Annotated in this window: 19 protein-coding genes; 8 read left to right on the plus strand and 11 right to left on the minus strand. The window is 60.9% G+C overall.

Annotated features, from left to right (window positions below; genetic code table 11):
- Positions 1-227 precede the first annotated feature (227 nt).
- The 3 genes from rdgC (at position 228) to sugE (ending at position 2,622) form a co-directional block, all read left to right on the plus strand.
- Positions 228-1,148 carry a recombination-associated protein RdgC gene (rdgC, locus tag AC07N4_RS06235; protein WP_007950430.1) on the plus strand — a complete coding sequence of 307 codons (921 nt, stop codon included), beginning with the start codon at positions 228-230 and terminating at the stop codon, positions 1,146-1,148.
- A gap of 75 nt (positions 1,149-1,223) precedes the next feature.
- Entirely contained in the window at positions 1,224-2,189 is a 966-nt protein-coding gene (locus tag AC07N4_RS06240; RefSeq protein WP_493065532.1) for a bile acid:sodium symporter family protein, read from the plus strand.
- 118 nt (positions 2,190-2,307) lie between these two features.
- Positions 2,308-2,622 carry a quaternary ammonium compound efflux SMR transporter SugE gene (gene sugE / locus AC07N4_RS06245; protein WP_085732315.1) on the plus strand — a complete coding sequence of 105 codons (315 nt, stop codon included), beginning with the start codon at positions 2,308-2,310 and terminating at the stop codon, positions 2,620-2,622.
- A gap of 49 nt (positions 2,623-2,671) precedes the next feature.
- Here sugE and AC07N4_RS06250 read toward each other — a convergent pair whose 3' ends face one another.
- The 4 genes from AC07N4_RS06250 to AC07N4_RS06265 form a co-directional block, all read right to left on the minus strand.
- A complete protein-coding gene (locus AC07N4_RS06250) occupies positions 2,672-4,546 on the minus strand; it encodes an MFS transporter (protein ID WP_192560132.1) in 1,875 nt (624 codons plus the stop codon).
- Positions 4,547-4,644: 98 nt separating this feature from the next.
- A complete protein-coding gene (locus AC07N4_RS06255) occupies positions 4,645-5,796 on the minus strand; it encodes a TDT family transporter (RefSeq protein ID WP_096823009.1) in 1,152 nt (383 codons plus the stop codon).
- A gap of 105 nt (positions 5,797-5,901) precedes the next feature.
- A complete protein-coding gene (locus AC07N4_RS06260; protein WP_493065531.1) occupies positions 5,902-6,213 on the minus strand; it encodes a cupin domain-containing protein in 312 nt (103 codons plus the stop codon).
- A 52-nt stretch (positions 6,214-6,265) separates the two neighbouring features.
- Positions 6,266-7,453, minus strand: coding sequence for an MFS transporter (locus AC07N4_RS06265; protein ID WP_102622750.1), 1,188 nt, complete (start codon positions 7,451-7,453; stop codon positions 6,266-6,268).
- Positions 7,454-7,544: 91 nt separating this feature from the next.
- On the opposite strand from AC07N4_RS06265, the gene AC07N4_RS06270 reads away from it, so the two are divergent.
- On the plus strand, positions 7,545-8,087 hold the full coding sequence (locus AC07N4_RS06270) for a TetR/AcrR family transcriptional regulator (RefSeq protein WP_085732310.1): 543 nt from the start codon (positions 7,545-7,547) through the stop codon (positions 8,085-8,087).
- A gap of 136 nt (positions 8,088-8,223) precedes the next feature.
- Complete coding sequence (locus AC07N4_RS06275) at positions 8,224-11,694, plus strand: hybrid sensor histidine kinase/response regulator (protein WP_102622749.1); 3,471 nt, start codon at positions 8,224-8,226, stop codon at positions 11,692-11,694.
- Positions 11,695-11,717: 23 nt separating this feature from the next.
- Here the strand turns inward: AC07N4_RS06275 and AC07N4_RS06280 are convergent, their stop codons facing one another.
- Both AC07N4_RS06280 and AC07N4_RS06285 read right to left on the minus strand, forming a co-directional pair.
- Positions 11,718-13,082: a DNA recombination protein RmuC gene (locus tag AC07N4_RS06280; protein WP_493065538.1), complete on the minus strand. Its 1,365-nt coding sequence runs from the start codon at positions 13,080-13,082 to the stop codon at positions 11,718-11,720.
- 175 nt (positions 13,083-13,257) lie between these two features.
- The gene (locus AC07N4_RS06285; protein ID WP_096823004.1) at positions 13,258-13,581 is read right to left on the minus strand and encodes an SEL1-like repeat protein; all 324 of its coding nucleotides are present in this window, start codon (positions 13,579-13,581) and stop codon (positions 13,258-13,260) included.
- A gap of 953 nt (positions 13,582-14,534) precedes the next feature.
- Between AC07N4_RS06285 and AC07N4_RS06290 the strand changes: the two genes are divergently transcribed.
- From AC07N4_RS06290 to AC07N4_RS06300, 3 genes are all read left to right on the plus strand, one after another.
- Positions 14,535-14,759, plus strand: coding sequence for a hypothetical protein (locus tag AC07N4_RS06290; RefSeq protein ID WP_007950419.1), 225 nt, complete (start codon positions 14,535-14,537; stop codon positions 14,757-14,759).
- A gap of 276 nt (positions 14,760-15,035) precedes the next feature.
- Entirely contained in the window at positions 15,036-15,518 is a 483-nt protein-coding gene (locus tag AC07N4_RS06295) for a hypothetical protein (RefSeq protein ID WP_085732306.1), read from the plus strand.
- A 146-nt stretch (positions 15,519-15,664) separates the two neighbouring features.
- Positions 15,665-16,936, plus strand: a complete 1,272-nt coding sequence (locus tag AC07N4_RS06300; protein WP_096823003.1) for an OmpP1/FadL family transporter — start codon at positions 15,665-15,667, stop codon at positions 16,934-16,936.
- 81 nt (positions 16,937-17,017) lie between these two features.
- Here AC07N4_RS06300 and AC07N4_RS06305 read toward each other — a convergent pair whose 3' ends face one another.
- Genes AC07N4_RS06305 through AC07N4_RS06325 form a run of 5 tightly spaced genes read right to left on the minus strand, consistent with a single transcriptional unit; the run spans position 17,018 to position 20,209 of the window.
- Entirely contained in the window at positions 17,018-17,578 is a 561-nt protein-coding gene (locus AC07N4_RS06305; RefSeq protein WP_096823002.1) for a glutathione peroxidase, read from the minus strand.
- A gap of 53 nt (positions 17,579-17,631) precedes the next feature.
- Entirely contained in the window at positions 17,632-17,757 is a 126-nt protein-coding gene (locus AC07N4_RS06310; RefSeq protein ID WP_255261977.1) for a hypothetical protein, read from the minus strand.
- Positions 17,754-18,962: an MFS transporter gene (locus AC07N4_RS06315; protein ID WP_096823001.1), complete on the minus strand. Its 1,209-nt coding sequence runs from the start codon at positions 18,960-18,962 to the stop codon at positions 17,754-17,756. Before AC07N4_RS06315 ends, AC07N4_RS06310 begins: the two co-directional genes overlap by 4 nt.
- A 54-nt stretch (positions 18,963-19,016) precedes the next feature.
- A complete protein-coding gene (locus AC07N4_RS06320; protein ID WP_007950413.1) occupies positions 19,017-19,421 on the minus strand; it encodes a MarR family winged helix-turn-helix transcriptional regulator in 405 nt (134 codons plus the stop codon).
- A gap of 56 nt (positions 19,422-19,477) precedes the next feature.
- A complete protein-coding gene (locus AC07N4_RS06325; RefSeq protein WP_493065530.1) occupies positions 19,478-20,209 on the minus strand; it encodes an adenosylcobinamide-GDP ribazoletransferase in 732 nt (243 codons plus the stop codon).
- Between the last annotated feature and the right edge of the window lies 1 nt (position 20,210).

Consider the following 20,210-nt stretch of genomic DNA (forward strand, 5'->3'; position numbering starts at 1 on the left):
GATGACGGGATCGAACCGCCGACATTCTGCTTGTAAGGCAGACGCTCTCCCAGCTGAGCTAATCACCCTTCGCTTCGGTGTGGCGCGCATTCTACGGAGCGACCCAACCTCTGGCAAGCACTTTTTTAATTAATTTTCTCAGGCCTTCCAAAGGCTTAGAGAAGGGTTGGCCTATGACCCGGCGAAGACAATAATGCCCCCCTTTGTATAAAGGAGAGACTCACCCCATGTGGTTCAAGAACCTGCTTATCTATCGCCTGACCCAAGACCTGCCTGTCGATGCCGAGGCGCTGGAAACTGCACTGGCCACCAAACTGGCGCGTCCATGTGCAAGCCAGGAGTTGACCACCTACGGTTTCGTCGCGCCGTTCGGCAAGGGCGAAGATGCACCACTGGTGCACGTCAGCGGTGACTTCCTGCTGATCTCCGCCCGTAAGGAAGAACGCATTCTGCCGGGCAGCGTCGTGCGCGACGCGGTCAAGGAAAAGGTCGAAGAGATCGAAGCCGAGCAGATGCGCAAGGTCTATAAGAAGGAACGTGATCAGATCAAGGATGAAATCATCCAGGCGTTCCTGCCGCGCGCCTTTATCCGCCGCTCGTCGACCTTCGCCGCCATCGCGCCGAAGCAAGGCCTGATCCTGGTCAACTCCGCCAGCCCGAAACGCGCCGAAGACCTGCTTTCCACCCTGCGTGAAGTGATCGGCACCCTGCCGGTTCGTCCGCTGACCGTGAAAACCGCACCGACCGCCGTGATGACCGAATGGGTCACCACCCAGCAAGCCGCTCCGGACTTCTTCGTCCTGGACGAGTGCGAACTGCGCGACACCCACGAAGATGGCGGCATCGTGCGTTGCAAGCGTCAGGACCTGACCAGCGAAGAAATCCAGCTGCACCTGAGCACCGGCAAAGTGGTGACTCAACTGTCGCTGGCCTGGCAGGACAAGCTGTCGTTCATGCTCGACGACAAAATGACCGTCAAACGCCTGAAGTTCGAAGATCTGCTGCAAGATCAGGCGGAACAGGATGGCGGCGACGAAGCCCTCGGCCAACTGGACGCCAGCTTCACCCTGATGATGCTGACGTTCGGCGACTTCCTGCCGGCGCTGGTTGAAGCACTGGGCGGTGAAGAGACGCCGCAGGGGATCTAAAGCCTCTGCGCAGTCTTTGGGTTATCTTCAAACGCCACCGCTTCGGTGGCGTTTTCACATAATAAGGAACAGGCCATGCGCGCACTGGCTGCACTGAGTCGTTTTGTCGGCAACACCTTCGCTTACTGGGTTCTGATTTTCGCCGTGGTCGCGTTTCTGCAACCGGCCTGGTTCCTCGGTCTGAAAGGCGCAATCGTGCCGCTGCTCGGGCTGGTGATGTTTGGCATGGGCCTGACCCTCAAACTCGACGACTTCGCCGCCGTCGCCCGCCACCCATGGCGCGTGGCGCTGGGCGTGGTTGCGCATTTCGTGATCATGCCGGGGATGGCGTGGTTGCTTTGCCAGGTTTTTCACCTGCCGCCGGAAATCGCCGTCGGGGTGATTCTGGTCGGTTGCTGCCCGAGCGGCACGTCCTCGAACGTCATGACCTGGCTGGCTCGGGGCGATCTGGCGCTGTCGGTGGCCATCGCCGCCGTCACCACCCTCCTCGCCCCGCTGCTGACACCGGCGCTGATCTGGCTGCTGGCCTCGGCCTGGTTGCCGGTTTCGTTCATGGAATTGTTCTGGTCGATCCTGCAAGTGGTGCTACTGCCGATCATCCTCGGCGTGGTGGCGCAACGACTGCTCGGCGACAAGGTTCGGCATGCGGTGGACGTGTTGCCGTTGGTGTCAGTGGTCAGCATCGTGATCATCGTCGCCGCCGTGGTTGCTGCCAGTCAGGCGAAAATCGCCGAATCCGGCCTGCTGATCATGGCGGTGGTGATGCTGCACAACAGCTTCGGCTATTTGCTGGGTTATTTCACCGGGCGCCTGTTCGGCTTGCCGCTGGCTCAGCGCAAGTCCCTGGCGCTGGAAGTCGGCATGCAGAACTCGGGGCTGGGTGCCGCGCTGGCCAGTGCGCACTTTTCGCCACTGGCGGCGGTGCCGAGCGCGCTGTTCAGCGTGTGGCACAACATTTCCGGGGCGCTGCTGTCGACCTACTTCCGCCGAATGAGCGAAAAGGAAGACCGTGAAACGTTGGCCCAACAGGCAGCCGACTGAGCCCGGATCAATGCGCGGCGCACAATTTTAGGTAGTATGTGCGCCACGCGGGGACGACCCTGCGGCTCAATCGAGTTTTCAATCTGGGGACGGCCCCGTCAATCGATGGAGGTCTTTCATGTCCTGGATCATTCTGTTTTTCGCCGGCCTGTTCGAAGTCGGCTGGGCCGTCGGCCTCAAATACACCGATGGTTTCAGCCGTCCGCTGCCCACTGTTCTCACCGTCGCGGCCATGGCTGTCAGCCTTGGCCTGCTGGGTCTGGCGATGAAAGAACTGCCGCTGGGCACGGCTTATGCGATCTGGACTGGCGTTGGTGCCGTGGGCACGGTGATTGCCGGGATCATTCTGTTTGGTGAGTCGATGGCATTGATTCGGCTGGCCAGCGTTGCACTGATCATCACCGGATTGATCGGGCTCAAGGTCAGCGCCTGAGCCGTTGCCGCCATCACCGATGTATCGGTGATGGCGGCTTCACAAACAACTATCTGACTGTCCCGCGCAACTCTCCCACCAACGCCTGCAATTCGGCAGGCTGCGCCGCCTCGACCGCCACCGGCGAACCCGCCACCAGCGTTACCCGCGACCACAAGCGGTGAAAAAGCCCTTTCTTGGGATCGCGACTGAAGAAACTCCCCCACAACCCCTGCAACGCCAGCGGAATCACCGGCACCGGTGTCTCTTCGAGAATCCGTGTCAGCCCGCCCTTGAACTCGTTGATCTCGCCATCGGCGGTCAACTTGCCTTCGGGGAAGATGCAGACAAGCTCACCGTCCTTCAGATACTGGGCTATCCGGGTGAAGGCCTTTTCGTAAATCTGGATGTCTTCCTGGCGTCCGGCGATAGGAATGGTGCCCGCCGTACGGAAAATAAAGTTCAGCACCGGCAAGTTGTAGATCTTGTAGTACATGACAAAGCGAATCGGCCGACGCACCGCGCCGCCAATCAGCAACGCATCGACGAACGAAACGTGGTTGCACACCAGCAACGCCGCGCCCTCATCGGGAATCGCTTCAAGGTTGCGATGCTCGACGCGGTACATGGAATGGCTGAGCAGCCAGATCATGAAACGCATGCTGAACTCGGGGACGATCTTGAAGATGTAGGCGTTGACGCCGATGTTGAGCAGCGACACCACCAGAAACAGCTGTGGAATCGACAGTTTGACCACGCTCAGCAACACGATGGAAACGATGGCCGAAATCACCATGAACAGCGCGTTGAGAATGTTGTTGGCCGCAATCACCCGCGCCCGCTCGTTCTCGGCGGTGCGCGACTGGATCAACGCATACAGCGGCACAATGTAGAAACCGCCAAAGATGCCAAGGCCGAGGATGTCGACCAGTACCGCCCAGGCGTGGCCGAAGCCCAGCACTTCAGTCCAGCTATGGCCAACGGCGCTCTCCGGAATACCACCGGAATGCCACCACAGCAACAGCCCGAAAACCGTCAGGCCAAACGAACCGAACGGCACCAGGCCGATCTCGACTTTGCGCCCGGAAAGCTTCTCGCAAAGCATGGAACCGAGGGCAATACCGACCGAGAACACCGTGAGAATCAGGGTGACCACGGTTTCATCGCCGTGCATCCATTCCTTGGCGTAGGCCGGGATCTGTGTCAGATAAATCGCCCCGACAAACCAGAACCACGAGTTGCCGACAATCGAGCGCGACACCGCCGGGGTCTGGCCCAACCCGAGTTTCAGCGTGGCCCAGGACTGGCTGAAAATGTTCCAGTTCAGGCGCATTTCCGGAGAAGCGGCCGCCGCGCGGGGAATGCTGCGGCTGGCGAGGTAACCGAGTACGGCGATGCCGACAATTGCGGTCGACACCAGTGGCGCATAGTGCGACGAGGACATGATGACCCCGGCACCAATGGTGCCGGCCAGGATCGCCAGGAACGTGCCCATTTCCACCAGACCGTTGCCGCCGACCAGTTCATCCTCGTGCAAGGCCTGCGGCAGGATCGAGTACTTCACTGGCCCGAACAGCGCCGAGTGTGTGCCCATGGCGAACAGCGCCACCAGCATCAGCGACAGGTGATCGAACAGGAAGCCGACCGATCCCACCGCCATGATGGCGATTTCCGCCAGTTTGATCAGACGGATCAGCGCATCCTTGGCGAACTTTTCGCCGAACTGTCCGGCCAGCGCCGAAAACAGGAAGAACGGCAGAATAAACAGCAACGCACACAGGTTGACCCAGATCGAACGGTCACCTTCGATGGTCAGCCGATAGAGAATGGCGAGGATCAGCGACTGCTTGAACACGTTGTCGTTGAACGCGCCCAGCGACTGGGTGATGAAGAACGGCAGGAAGCGCCGGGTACGCAGCAGGTTGAACTGTGAGGGGTGACTCATCTTCCGTGTGTCCCTGATGTTGGGTAGCGAGTGGCCTGGATACGCTTATTGGAATGTCGATCCGCGATCCAGGCCACACCTTACCTAAACTTTTCAGGTTATTTCTTCAAACCTGCAATGCACGGTGAAACAAACAGCTCGCCGCGCCATGCGCCTTGCAGCGTGCGCTTGCCGACGATCAGCCACATCACTGCCAGCAACGTCACCAGCACACAACCGGCCACGCTGAAGAATGTCAGGTTCAAGGTGCTGCCCAATTTCAGGGTCGCCAGCGAATACACGCCCAACGGGAAGGTAAATCCCCACCAGCCGAGGTTGAACGGGATGCCGTCGCGCAGATAACGCACGGTGATCAGCAGCGCCATCAACATCCACCACAAGCCAAAGCCCCAGAGCGTGATCCCTGCTATCAGGCCCAGACCCGAAGCGATTTCACCGATACCCGGCATGCCATTGGCCGCGAAGATCGCTGGCGCATCGCCGCCCAGCAGCAACATGCCCAGGGCACCGGTGCCGATCGGCCCCAAAGCGAGCCAGCTCGATGCGGCCATGTTTTCGTGGGGCAATTTGTGCAGGGCCATGCGCAACAGCAGGATGGTCAGAATGCTGAACGCCACCGGCAGAGAAAACGCCCAGAGCACGTAGCTCGTCGCCAGCACCACCAGTTGCGAGTGCGCGTCGGCCAGGTGCGGCGCCAGCAGTCCGCCGCTGGCTGCCGCCACTTCTGCCGCCACCACCGGCAACAGCCAGACGGCGGTCATCTGATCGATGCTGTGTTCCTGACGGGTAAACATCATGTAGGGAATCAGCACACCGCAGGCCAGCGACATCGCCACGTCCAGCCACCACAGCACTTCGGCGAGGTGAATCACACCGTCGCCCCAGCGCGGCAGGCCGAACAACAGAAAACCGTTGATGATGGTCGCCAGGCCCATGGGAATGGTGCCGAAGAACATCGAAACCGTGGAGTGCCCGAAGATCCGCCGCGCTTCGTCGAAGAACAGAATCCAGCGCGCGGCGTAGGCAGCGGTAAACAGCACGAACAACAGAATGTTGAACATCCACAACCCTTCGGCCACGGCGTGCAGCCCCGGGATGGCGAAAGGCAGTTGTGCCAGCGCCAACGCCAGCACGCCGGTACCCATGGTTGCGGCGAACCAGTTCGGTGTGAATTGACGGATCACTTCACGCGGATGCTGAAGCTGGCTGAAAGGCTTGATGCCGGGTTTGGCACTGTTGGGGCAAGTCATCATGAACTCCTGTCCTCAGGTGAGGTTGAGCCCATGGTAGAACCGAATCGAATATCTATATAACGGGTAATATCTCTAACTGTTATCTGTTTTGTAGATATGCAGTCAGACGCTGCCTTCGGTTTCAATCACCAGAATCCGCGCAGCGCCTTGCGGATGAGCAACATGCTCTGTGCCGATGGACGCGTAGAAGATGTCACCGACTTCGAGCTGCACCTGCTTTTCCTCGCCTTCTTCGCGGTAGTGCATGAGCACCTGACCGTCGAGCACCACGAACACTTCCTCGCCATCGTTGACGTGCCATTTGTACGGCTGATCAGTCCAGTGCAATCGCGTGGTGATGCCGTTCATGTTGGCGATGTCGAGCGCGCCCCAGGCACGCTCGGCGGTGAAGGTCTTGCTGCGGATAATCTTCATGAATCGATCCGTGAGAAGAATGGGCTGGCCAAGGCTAACCGAATCCGCCGGCTTATGGCGCGCTACAGGTCTTGGCCGCTTGTGGACGGAAACTCATCAGCAGCGCGCCGACTGCCAGCACGATCAGCACCGCACCATACACATCGGTGGTGGCCAGCAGGCCCAGGCTGTGGGTGAAGTGCCCGGCCAGCAATGCCGGCAGGCAGAACGCCAGGTAACTCAGCACATAAAATGCCGACATCAACCCGGCCCGTTCGTGGGGCAACGCCAGCGGCACCAGACTGCGCACCGCACCGAGAAAACCGGAGCCAAATCCACAACCGGCGACCAGCGTGCCGAAAAAGAACAGTGACAGACTGGCGCTGTGCACCCCCAACAGAATCAGCACGATGCCGGCCGGCAACAGGCTTGCGCCAAGTTGCAGTGCCCGGGAGGCTGGACGGTTACGCAAGGTGAAAATCATCAGCGCACCGGTCACGGTCAACGCCGCCACAGTCGCGCCGCCGATCAGATTGGAGGTGGAACCGGTCGCCGTGCGCACCAGTGACGGGGCCAGCGAGGCATAAAATCCGCCGAGCGCCCAAGTCGCGGTGTTCAGCGGCAACACTCGCCACAGCGTCGAACGCGCCTGAACCGGCACATGCAGGGTCGGCCGCAACGAGGCCCAGGCCCCCGCTTGCGGCGAGACGCTTTCCGGCAAGCGCCAGACATAAATCCCCTGCAACACAAACAGCACGAGCAGCAGCCAATAGGTCAGTTGCAGTGGCGCGGGCGCGAATTCCGCCAGCAAACCGCAACCCATCGCACCGAGCGCCATGCCGAGCAACGGCGCGACGCTGTTGATCAGCGGCCCTTGCTGGCGATCGGTGTCCAGCAGCGTCGCACTCAACACGGCAGTGGCCATGCCGGTGGCAAACCCTTGCAGCACCCGCGCGCCGATCAGCCAACCCACGCTGTCGGCGTAGACAAACAGCAGCATCGCCAGGGCATTCAGGACCACGGCGGTGAAAATCACCGGTTTGCGGCCCAGGTGATCCGACAGCGAACCGACCGTCAGCAGCGCGGCCAGCAGACTCAGCGCGTAAACGCCGAAAATCAGGGTCAGCACCGCCGCCGAGAAATGCAGGTGATCCTGGTACAGGTGATACAACGGCGTCGGCGCGGTGGAAGCGGCGAGAAAACTGAGTAAGGTGATCGCCAGAAACCACAGGCTGGAACGGTTGGAAGCAAGGCGGGTCATGGAAATACTCCTTAAAAGCTATTTTTTTGCTTTTGCGGAGTGTGCTCCCGACTTGCGCTTAAAGCAAATTCTTTGTGTTAAGGTCTGGCACATGCCTATTAAAGAAAGTAGCCGTCCCGGCGGCCGAAGCGCCCGGGTACAGGAATCGATTCACGGCGCCGTGCGCGCACTCCTCGAAGAGCAGGAGCGCTCCACCGTGACCGTTCCGCAGATTGCCGCGCGGGCCGGGGTCACGCCCTCGACCATTTATCGGCGCTGGGGCGATCTGTCGGCGCTGCTCGCCGACGTCGCCCTCGCCCGCCTGCGCCCTGAAAGCGATCCGCTGGAAACCGGCAGCCTGCGCGGCGATATCCGCGCTTGGGCCGAGCAGTATCTGGACGAAATGAGTTCCGAGCCGGGGCGCAATGTCATGCGCGACGTGCAGGCCAGCGCCACACCGGGATTCTGCATCGCGATCATTGCCGATCAGTTGCAGACCATCGTCGACCGCTTCCCGGACGAGTCGCCACCGAGTGTGGATCACCTGATCAACCTGGTGGTTTCGCCAACGGTGTTCCGCATCCTGTTTGCCGTGGCGCCGCTGGAAGTCGAAGAACTGCACCGGCTGATCGACATCGCGCTGCGCCAGGACTGACAGCGCAGAACCGCCCGGTTCTGCGCCTGCGACACCCCGCCACGCCACGACCTTGGTCGACACTGACTAACCGCCGCGCACATGCGAGACTGTCTGGCCGGGCGCGAGTCCGGTCGTATTTTGTCAGGAGTGCTCCATGTCGTTGTCCAGCGGGCTGATCGCCGCCGTCGCCCTGGCCTATATGGCCATCATGTTCGCCATCGCCTTCTACGGCGACCGTCGCAGCGCGCCGTTGCCGCCGCGGATGCGTGCCTGGGTGTACAGCCTGTCGCTGGCGGTCTACTGCACCAGTTGGACGTTCTTCGGCGCGGTCGGTCAGGCGGCCGAACAGTTGTGGTCATTTCTGCCGATCTACCTCGGACCGATCCTACTGTTGCTGGGCGCGCCGTGGGTCCTGCAAAAAATGGTGATGATCAGCAAGCAGGAGAACATCACCTCCATTGCCGACTTCATCGCCGCCCGTTACGGCAAATCCCAATCGCTGGCGGTGGTGGTTGCGCTGATCTGCCTCGTGGGTGTCCTGCCTTATATAGCCTTGCAACTCAAAGGCATTGTCCTCGGGGTAAACCTGCTGATCGGTGCCGGTGCCGACGCCATGGGCACCCGCGCCCAGGACACGGCGCTGATCGTGTCACTGGTGCTGGCGCTGTTCACCATTGTTTTCGGCACGCGCAACCTCGACGCCACCGAGCACCACCGGGGCATGGTGCTGGCGATTGCGTTCGAGTCGCTGGTGAAGTTGTTCGCCTTCCTCGCCGTCGGCGCCTTCGTCACTTATGGCCTGTATGACGGCTTCGACGACCTGTTCAATCAGGCAATGCTCGCCCCGCGCCTTGAGGAATACTGGAAAGAAACCATCAACTGGCCGTCGATGGTGGTGCAGACCGGCGTGGCGATGATGGCGATCATCTGCCTGCCCCGGCAATTCCACGTCACCGTGGTGGAAAACATCGACCCGCAGGACCTGCGTCTGGCCAAATGGGTGTTCCCGGCCTATCTCGCGTTGGCAGCGCTGTTTGTAGTCCCTATCGCCCTGGCCGGTCAGATGATGTTGCCCAGCTCCGTCATCCCGGACTCCTTCGTCATCAGCCTGCCGCTGGCCCAGGCCCACCCGGCGCTGGCGATGCTGGCGTTCATTGGCGGCGCCTCGGCGGCCACCGGCATGGTGATCGTGGCGAGTGTGGCGCTGTCGACCATGGTCTCCAACGACATGCTGTTGCCGTGGCTGTTGCGGCGTAACAATGCCGAGCGGCCGTTCGAAGTGTTCCGTCAGTGGATGCTCTCGGTGCGCCGGGTCAGCATCGTGGTCATTCTGTTGCTGGCTTACGTCAGCTACCGCCTGCTTGGCTCCACCGCGAGCCTGGCGACCATCGGCCAGATTGCCTTCGCCGCCGTGACCCAACTGGCGCCGGCCATGCTCGGCGCGCTGTACTGGAAACAGGCCAACCGCCGCGGTGTATTCGCTGGTCTCGCCGCCGGCACCTTCCTCTGGTTTTACACACTGATTCTGCCGATTGCCGCCCGCAGTCTCGGTTGGTCGCTGGACACGTTTCCCGGCCTGGCCTGGCTGCACAGCAACCCGCTGAACCTGCCGATCACCCCGCTGACCCAAGGCGTGGTGCTGTCGCTGGCGGGTAACTTCACGTTGTTCGCCTGGGTCTCGGTGTTGTCGCGCACCCGGGTGTCGGAACACTGGCAGGCCGGGCGTTTCATCGGTCAGGAAATCAGTGCCCGGCCGAGCGCACGCTCGATGCTGGCGGTGCAGATCGACGACTTGCTGCAACTGGCGGCACGGTTTGTCGGTGAAGAGCGTGCGCGGCAGAGCTTCATCCGCTTCGCTTATCGCCAAGGCAAGGGCTTCAACCCGAACCAGAACGCCGACGGTGAATGGATCGCCCACACCGAACGTTTGCTGGCCGGTGTCCTTGGCGCGTCTTCGACACGGGCTGTAGTAAAAGCCGCCATCGAAGGTCGGGAAATGCAGCTGGAGGACGTCGTCCGGATCGCCGACGAAGCCTCGGAAGTGTTGCAGTTCAACCGCGCGCTGCTGCAAGGCGCCATCGAGAACATCACGCAGGGCATCAGCGTGGTCGACCAGTCGCTGAAACTGGTGGCCTGGAACCGGCGCTATCTGGAGCTGTTCAACTACCCGGACGGTTTGATCAGCGTCGGCCGGCCGATCGCCGACATCATTCGCTACAACGCCGAACGCGGCTTGTGTGGCCCCGGCGAAGCGGAAGTCCACGTCGCCCGCCGCCTGCACTGGATGCGTCAGGGCCGCGCCCACACGTCTGAACGACTGTTCCCCAACGGCCGGGTGATCGAGCTGATCGGCAACCCGATGCCCGGTGGCGGTTTCGTCATGAGTTTCACCGACATCACCGCGTTCCGCGAAGCCGAGCAGGCGCTGACCGAGGCCAACGAAGGGCTGGAACAACGGGTCAGCGAACGGACTCAGGAGCTGTCACAACTCAACGTCGCGCTGACCGAAGCCAAGGGCAACGCCGAAGCGGCCAACCAGTCGAAAACCCGCTTCCTAGCGGCAGTCAGCCACGACTTGATGCAACCCTTGAACGCCGCGCGGCTGTTCTCCGCCGCCCTCTCCCATCAGGACGACGGCTTGAGCGGCGAAGCGCAGAAACTGGTGCAGCACCTGGACAGTTCGCTGCGCTCGGCCGAAGACCTGATCAGCGACCTGCTGGACATTTCCCGCCTGGAAAACGGCAAGATCAACCCGGATCGCAAGCCGTTCGCGGTCAATGAGCTGTTCGATATTCTCGGCGCGGAGTTCAAGGCGCTGGCGCAGGAACAGGGCCTGAATTTCCGGGTGCGCGGCAGTCATTTGCGCATCGACAGCGACATCAAGCTGCTGCGGCGGATCCTGCAGAACTTCCTCACCAATGCCTTCCGCTATGCAAAAGGCCCGGTGTTGCTGGGCGTGCGCCGGCGACAGGGCGAGATTTGCCTGGAGGTCTGGGATCGCGGGCCGGGGATTCCGGAAGACAAGCAACAAGTGATTTTCGAGGAATTCAAACGCCTCGACAGCCACCAGACCCGCGCCGAGAAAGGCCTGGGCCTGGGCCTGGCGATTGCCGACGGCTTGTGCCGGGTACTCGGGCACACCTTGCGCGTGCGTTCATGGCCGGGGCGCGGCAGCGTGTTCAGTGTGCGGGTGCCGCTGGCCCGCACGCAGACCGCCCAACCAAGTGCTGCAGTAGAACTCAATGGCAAGTTGCACAGCGGCGCGCAGGTGCTGTGCATCGACAACGAAGACAGCATTCTGATCGGCATGAACAGCCTGCTCACGCGCTGGGGTTGTCAGGTGTGGACGGCGCGCAACCGCGAGGAATGCGCGGCGCTGCTCAACGATGGGGTGCGGCCGCAACTGGCGCTGGTGGATTTCCACCTCGACCACGGCGAGACCGGCACCGATCTGATGGCCTGGTTGCGTACGAGCCTGGGCGAACCGGTGCCCGGCGTGGTGATCAGCGCCGACGGGCATCCGGAAACCGTGGCGCAGGTGCACGCGGCGGGGCTGGATTACCTGGCCAAACCGGTGAAACCGGCGGCGTTGCGGGCGTTGTTGAGTCGCTATTTGCCTCTCTAAAAGCGCCGCTCTGACAACGCCGCTTATTCAGGCAGCTCGACCAAGCCGTCGGCATCGGTCATTGCGCGTTCCAGCAGATCTGCCGGCAGGCTCTTGCTGGCCCGTGCGCCGAGCAGTTTGAGCTGCTCGCTGCGGCTGACAAGGTTGCCGCGCCCTTCTGTCAGCTTGTTTCGCGCTGCGCTGTAGGCTTTGTCCAGCTGTTGCAGACGATTGCCGACTTCGTCCAGATCCTGAATGAACAACACGAACTTGTCGTACAGCCATCCGGCACGCTCGGCGATTTCCCGGGCGTTCTGGCTCTGGCGCTCCTGCTTCCACAGGCTGTCGATGACCCGCAGGGTGGCGAGCAGCGTGGTCGGGCTGACAATCACGATGTTGCGGTCGAAGGCTTCCTGGAACAGCGTCGGCTCGGCTTGCAACGCTGCGGAAAACGCCGCTTCGATGGGCACGAACAGCAAGACGAAATCGAGGCTGTGTAGCCCTTCCAGACGCTTGTAGTCCTTGCCGGCCAGGCCTTTGACGTGGCTGCGCAGCGACAGCACGTGCTGCTTCATGGCGATCTGGCCAATCGCATCGTCATCGGCCGCCACGTATTGCTGGTACGCCGTGAGGCTGACCTTGGAGTCGACCACCACTTGTTTATCGCCCGGCAGGTAAATGATCACGTCCGGCTGAAAGCGCTCGCCGTCCGGGCCCTTGAGGTTGACCTGGGTCTGGTACTCGCGGCCCTTCTCCAGCCCGGCATGTTCCAGCACCCGTTCCAGAATCAGCTCGCCCCAGTTGCCCTGGGTTTTCTGGCCTTTCAGGGCGCGGGTCAGGTTGGTCGCTTCATCGCTCAAGCGCAGGTTCAGTTGCTGCAGGCGCTCAAGCTCCTTGGCCAGCGAGAAGCGCTCGCGGGCCTCAGCCTGATAGCTTTCCTCGACACGCTTTTCGAAGGACTGGATGCGTTCTTTCAGCGGGTCGAGCAATTGCCCGAGACGCTGCTGACTGGTTTCGGCGAAACGCTGTTCACGTTCGTCGAAGATCTTGCCGGCCAGTTCGGCGAACTGGGCGCGCAACTCGTCACGGGAACCTTGCAGGTCATCGAGACGCTGCTGATGGTTTTCCTGCTGCTCACGCAACTCGGCACTCAGTGAGGCGGCCTGGGCGTCCAGGCGCCGCAGCTCGGCTTCCTTGTTGGCGCGCTCGAGGCTCCAGGCATGAGCGGCGTCACGGGCGTCGTCGCGCTCGATCTGCAACAGTTCGACTTCCCGGCGCACGGCCGCAAGATCCGCTTGTTTGGAGGCATTGGCCTGGCCGAGGTCGGCGACTTCGTCGCGACTGGCTTCGAGCTGGGCGTTGAGGCCGTCCTGGGCCATTTGTGCCATGGCCAGTCGCTCTTCGAGCAACGCGACTTCGGACTCGCCATGACTGGCCCGGCGCTGCAGTTGCCAGGCCAGCGCCAGCAGCGGCACCGCCGCGCCCGCCAACCCGAGCAAGATGCTGGTCAAGTCCATCGCCATAGTCATTCCCGCCGATCCGATAAAGCCTGAAGGTTAACCAAGGCGTCAGGTCTTGGACAGCTCAGTCTTCGATCAGGCCGAGTTCCTGTTGCGCACGTCGATCACCCGCACGGGCAGCCTGACGCAGCAGGTCCTGGCCGATACGACGATCCCGGGCATTGCCGCACTCACGGCACATCAACTGGCCAAGGCGACTTTGTGCAGCGACCACGCCTTCCCGGGCCGGTTGCTTGAGCAGGCGGCCGGCGAGGTGCTTGGCGTTCTGGCTGTCGCCCAGGCGCGGGCTGTCCAGCAGCCATTCGGCCACGCGCACGGAAAATCGCTTGGGAGCGGTAACACGAGAGGGTTGGGAGGTAACAGAATCTGGAGCTGAGCGAAACTTCATAAAGCACTGTGGGACAGATCGGAGGGCGCGCCACTCTACTCTTTTTTTCGCACAGGTAAAGTCGAAAAAAACCCGGCACGCCCGTGCTAGAGCAAGCGCTCGGGACAATCCACAGAAGCTGTGGATAACTCAGTGGACAACCGTCCCTGACTCGCCGCAAAGCCTTGTGGAATGGGGCCCGCAGTCAAACTGACGATTTTTTCACCAGTAAAAAAAAGCGATGTTTTTCATTGACTTAAACTTTCGTTACAGGCAGCCACCGGGGTCAGGATCGATGTGACAGCGTCGTTACCGTCCGCGCAACTAATGTGCACAAGTACCTGTTACGCGGTTATATCGGTGCGCTTTTTCGGGTCGTTTTGGCAGCCGGGTTGGGGATAAGCCCTTGCGCTTCGCGGGTTCGGCTTGCCCTCTGCGACGACCGACGGTCGGAATGTGAGCCAAATCGGGGCGGGGCCGGGGCTCGAGGCACCGTCTGTTGGTTCTTTTTAAAAATCAGGTTTGCCTTCCTCGAAGTGTTCCGTTAGTATCCGCGGCGTTAGTACCAAGCTGAAAGTCAATTCCGGTCGAACAAACCCCACGGTCAGCCTTCTCCCCGAGAAGCCTCCTCCGACAAAGCGGGACCGACCCCTCGATGGTTTCCAGGTAAATCTTGCGACGACACAGCCTTTGAATCGAATGCAAAGGGTGTTGCGAAGACCACTTACTCTGACCGAACCAACCTGCAAATTGATCAGGATCTTCACCCCGGGCCCAGAACCTTTGCCCTCGATGTGTTGCCTGCCCTCCTAAGTACCTACCTGCCAGCCCAAGCGCGCCAACTTATCAGCGCTTCAAACTGGCTGCTTTGTTCCAGTCGGGTTCTTCGTTCGACCAATGGTGGTTGACGTTACTGGAACGTTTTAACGTTGCACGGTTCTTATCCGTGTCATTTGTAGGAACACCTAATAACTATGTCTACTCAAATCCAGACTCAGGATGCCATTCGCACCCTAACCAACGCTTTTGCTCCAATGAACTGCCTGATCATGGCCGCTCGCAAAGGCTGCTTCAGCTTCACCGTGGTCAATGAACACGGGATCGCCCGCCACAGCGAGCGTCTGTACCCTGATCAATACTCCAGCGCCGAACCGCTGCAGGCCGTGATTGATCGCACCCGTCAGGCATTGATCGCCTGAGAGGCCGAAATGGCTGCAAAAGCAAAAGCCCCGCCTGAAACGCGGGGCTTTTTATTGCCCGATGTTTCTCTTTTTGCCACTCACGGTTAAGCACCAACCGATATAACGGTTATAACTGCTCGCCGGAAATATTTTAAAAACAGACCTTTACGTCGCGAATATGACACTACACTTCAACTCAAGCGGCGTGATCCGCTTCCGGCGAGCCTGAGTCGATTCACAGCTGCCAAGCTCCCCTTCAGGTCTCGCCGCCCAATAACAAGATCCGAGGGTTTTATGGGTATCGCTGCCAGCGAACTGTGCCGCTATGTGATCCGTCCAACGCTGATTTATCTGGGACGTCACTGCGCCACCGCCGAATCCCTGCTGCTGGGCATCGCCGCCAGCCAGTCCGCCCTGGGTTCCGCCCTGCATGACCGCCGTGGCCACGGCCTGTACCGGATTGCCGAGCATCGCCACCAGGCGCTCTGGGATCATTATCTGGCGCTCGATCCGGAGCGCGCCAGCCTGGTTCGCGGCCTCGCCAGCCAGCATGCCTTTCTCAGCGGCCCGCACCTCGAACTTACCGTCAACCTGCGTTACGCCACCGCCATCGCCTGGCTGCTGGTCGAAGAACAGAATCCCACCCTCCCCGACCCGGATGATCTGCTGGGAATGGCGCGTATCTGGCGTCAGACCTTTCAGCCCCAGGGTCGTCTGCGTGACTTCACCTGTGCATGGCAGACCTGTGTTTCACCGCTGAATCAGGTCGCGTGCTGACTCGCCAGTTTCGCAAGATCGTCCAACGGGTCGCGAATCTGGTCGGATTGTCCTACAAAACCGCTCTAACTCAAGCCATACGGACTATAGCGCTGGGACGAAAATGTTGGTAATTTTCGCCCCGGTGATCACCAGGAGTTCTAATAATGAAAAAAGTAATGCTCAAAACCACCCTTAGCCTCGCCGTTTCCTTGGCATCCACCCAGATTTTCGCAGCTGGCTTTGCCATCAACGAACACAGCATCAGCGGGATGGGGACTGGGTACGCCGGGCGATCTTCTTCTGCCGACGACGCAAGCACTGTTTATGGCAACCCTGCCGGCATGTCGCGCATCACGCGCGAACAAGTCACCGGTGGTGTTGCATTCCTCGACGCCAAGACCGATATCAGCGATGGTCGCTCCAGCCCTAACGGCGGCAGCAACAAAGGCGACATGGTGCCCTTTACCTCCGTACCTATGGGCTACTACGTCAAGCCGATCGACGAGCATTGGGCATTCGGCCTGGGTGTCTACGTACCTTTCGGCCTGATTACCGACTATGAAAAAGGCTTTGCCGGCCGTTACTTCGGCAGCAAGTCCGAAGTACAAGTCATCACCTTCCAGCCGACTGTCAGCTACAAGTTCAACGACGTCGTGTCGATCGGCTTCGGTCCGACCATCAACCGTATCGACGGCACCCTGGAATCCAACCTGTCGATCACTCAGGCCCTGCCGGACGGCAAGGTCAAGATCAAGGGTGACGACACTGCACTGGGCTACAACATCGGTGTGCTGGTACAAGCGACCGACACCACTCGCCTGGGTCTGACTTACCACTCGAAAGTCGACTACAAGCTCGAAGGCAACACCAAGGTCAACTACGGCGCTCTGGCCCTGGCCGGCCTCAGCTCCAGCCAGAAGTACGACGCTTCGCTGAAGATCACCACACCTGAATCCGTGGACTTCTCGGTCACTCAGGCGATCAACGATCGCTGGAACGTCTACGCCGGTACTACCTGGACCCGTTGGAGCCAGCTGGAAAAAATCACCGTCAAGAACTCCGGCGTTCAACCTGCACTGGCTGGCCAGTTCGGCGAGATCACCGAAGAACAGAACTGGCATGACACCTGGGCATACGCCATCGGTACGTCCTACCAGTTGAACAAGGAATGGGTACTGCGCACCGGTCTGACCTTCGACCAGTCGCCGACCAACAACGTCGACCGTTCGCCACGCATCCCTACCGGCGACCGTACGATCTTCAGCATCGGTGCCGGCTGGAGCCCGACCGAAGACCTGACCATCGACGTCGCTTACTCGTACCTGCAGGAAGAGAAAGTCAGCATCCGCAACGAGAACGATCGCGGTCAGACCTACGATTCCAAGTATGAAAACTCGGCAAACGGTTTCGGTGTTGGCGCAACCTACCGCTTCTGATGCTGTACGGCGAGGCTAACCCCTCGCCCACTAAAAAGCCCCGCTCTCTCGACAGAGGCGGGGCTTTTTAGTGGGCGTCGATCAGGGTTTCAGGGGTTTCGACGCGATGGCTTTCTCGATGGCCGCCAAAAACTCCGGATCGTCAGGCTTGGTCAGGCTGGAGAAATTGGCAATCACCTTGCCCTGGCGGTCGACCACGTATTTGTAGAAATTCCACTTCGGCGCGCTGCTTTGCGCGGCCAGTACCTGGAACAGGTGGGTGGCACCGTCACCGCGGACTTTCTGTGGCTCGGTCATGGTGAAGGTCACGCCGTAGTTGGCGTAGCAGACCTTGGCGGTCTCGGCGCTGTCCTTGGACTCCTGCTTGAAGTCATTGGAGGGCACGCCAAGCATCTCCAACCCTTGCGCCTTGTAGCGCTGATTGAGCGCTTCAAGGCCTTCGAACTGCGGAGCGAAACCACAGAAGCTGGCAGTATTGATCACCACCAGCGGTTTGTCGGCGTAGTGCTGGCACAGGTCGATGGATTCCTTGGCCCGCAACTTGGGCAACGAGCCTTGCAGCAGCTCCGGACAGTCCGCGGCCTGGGCCAGTCCGGTCAACGCCATCAGCAACGCGGGAACAGCACACCAGCGCTTGAGCATGTCGGGCTTCCTTGATGCATTCGTCAGAACCCGACGTTACTCGCCCTCAAAGCCTACAAGCAAGCGCCCAAGCCCAACTGCATCAGCGCCAGGCCGCCCTGGTGCCAGCCCCACCACACCAGCGCCAGCAACGCGGCACCGACTGCGATGGCCAGCATTCGAGGCCAGTAGCCGTTCATGCAGCGCTCGCGTGGGTTTGCAGACGCTCGACCGGGCGCTCGCGCACTGGCCAGTTCAGCGCAGCCGCCAACAGGCTCAAGAGAATCGCCACTTGCCAGATCAAGTCATAACTCCCGGTACGGTCATACACCACCCCGCCCAGCCAGCCGCCGAGGAACGAGCCGAGCTGATGGAACAGGAACACGATCCCACCGAGCATGGACAGGTTTCGCACGCCAAACAAGGTCGCCACCGTACCGTTGGTCAACGGCACGGTCGACAGCCACAGGAAACCCATGGCCATGCCGAACAGATACGCCGTGGTCGTCGTCACCGGCAGCCACAGGAACAGCCCGATCACCACCGCTCGCAGCAGGTACAAACCGGTCAGCAGACGCGGCTTGGACATGCGCCCGCCCAGCCAGCCGGCGGTGTAGGTGCCGAAGATGTTGAACAACCCGATCAACGCCAGCACGGTAGTGCCGACGGTCGCCGGCAGATGCTGATCGACCAGATAGGCCGGCAGGTGCACACCAATGAACACCACCTGGAAACCGCAGACGAAGAAGCCGAACGCCAGCAGCCAGAACCCGGAGTGCGAGCAAGCCTCGCGCAGGGCTTCGGACAGGGTTTGCTCATGCCCGAGCACCGGCAGCGGCTTGTCCTTGAGCATGCTCACCAGCGGCACGATCAGCGCCACCAGCAAACCCAGCACCAGCAACGCGGCAGACCAGCCCAGCCAGCCGATCAGCCCAAGGGTGCCGGGCAGCATGGCGAACTGGCCAAAGGACCCGGCAGCGCTGGCAATGCCCATGCCCATGCTGCGCTTCTCCGGCGGCACGGCGCGGCCGACGACGCCGAGGATCACCGAGAACGACGTGCCGGACAGACCGATACCGATCAGCAAACCGGCGCTCAGGGACAGACCCAACGCTGTTTCCGACAGGCCCATGAACACCAGCCCCAAGGCGTAGAGCACGCCACCGATCAGCACCACTTTCGCTGCGCCAAAACGGTCAGCCAGTGCGCCAGTGAACGGTTGCGCCAGACCCCAGATCAGGTTCTGCAAGGCAATGGCGAAGGCGAACACTTCACGCCCCCAGCCGAACTGGGCGCTCATCGGCGACAGGAACAGCCCGAAGCCGTGCCGCACGCCCAATGACAACGCCAGAATCAGCGCACTCCCCAGCAACACCCAACCGCACGTACGCCACATCGAACTCATTGTTATTCTCCAGTCGCGGGTATATACCCGCTTAGATTCGGAAAAAACCGGCCCTCAGGCCAGTTCATCCAATAGCCGCAGCAAGGTTTCACGCTTCTCGGCACCCAGTCGGTCGATCAACCGCTGTTGCGCCGCTTCCCAGGCCGGCAGGGCCGCTGCCAGGCGTTGTGCGCCGGTTTCGGTGAGCCGGACGATGCGGTTGCGCATGTCCTCGCCCTCGGCCAGCGCCACCAGGCCCTCGCCTTCCAGCACTCGCAGATTGCGCCCCAGGGTGCTGCGATCCAGGCCCATGGCCTCGGCCAGTTCGGAAATGCTCGGCTGATCCAGACGCTGCAGGTTGCACAGCAGAGAATACTGGGCAACGTTGATCCCGAAGCCGTCGAGAGCGCCGTCGTAATGCCTGCTGACGCCACGCGCGGCGCGACGCAGGTTGGTGCACAAACACTGAGAAGGAAGCATGATGCGTGTATATACCCGCGACTGTGTTAAATCAAGTTACAGATCAAAGTTACTTATCAAAACAAGGCCAGCCCGACCAGCACTGACATCTCCAGCAATTCCAGCAGTGCGCCGGCCGTATCGCCCGTGGTTCCGCCCAGTCGCCGCACCATCAAATGCCGCAGCCAGATGAATACGACGACCGAAAGCAGCAGCGCCACGACAGCATTGAACCCGGCAATCAACACGCACGCCGCCGCACTCATCGCCAGCACCTGCCAACCCGTTTTGCGCGGCAGATGATCGGCCTGCGCCTGCCCTAACCCGCCAGCCCGCACATAGGTTGTCGTGAGGAACAGTCCGAGCAGTGCTGCCCGCCCAAGTAGCGGCACAATGACCAATGCCATGCCCTGCTGCTTTTCGATCAACGCCAGCAACGCGGCGAACTTGAGCAGCAACACCAGCACCAGCGTCACCACCGCGATCGGCCCGCTGCGCGGATCCTTCATGATCGTCAGCGTACGCTCGCGATCACCGAAACCGCCGAGCCACGCATCGGCGCTGTCCGCCAATCCATCAAGGTGCAGCGCACCGCTGAGCAACACCCACACCGTCAGCAACAAAGCGGCATGCAACAGCAAGGGCGCGCCGGCCAACGCAATGTTCAGCGCCCAGAGAATCACGCCGAACAGCAGTCCCACCAGCGGATAGAACAGCAGCGAGCGGCCGAGTTCTTCGGGTGCCGGCATGCCCGGCAGTCGAATCGGCAGACTGCTGAGAAATTGCAGGGCGATCCACAGGGGCAGCATG

The sequence above is a fragment of the Pseudomonas sp. GW821-FHT09E04 genome (assembly GCF_059416185.1).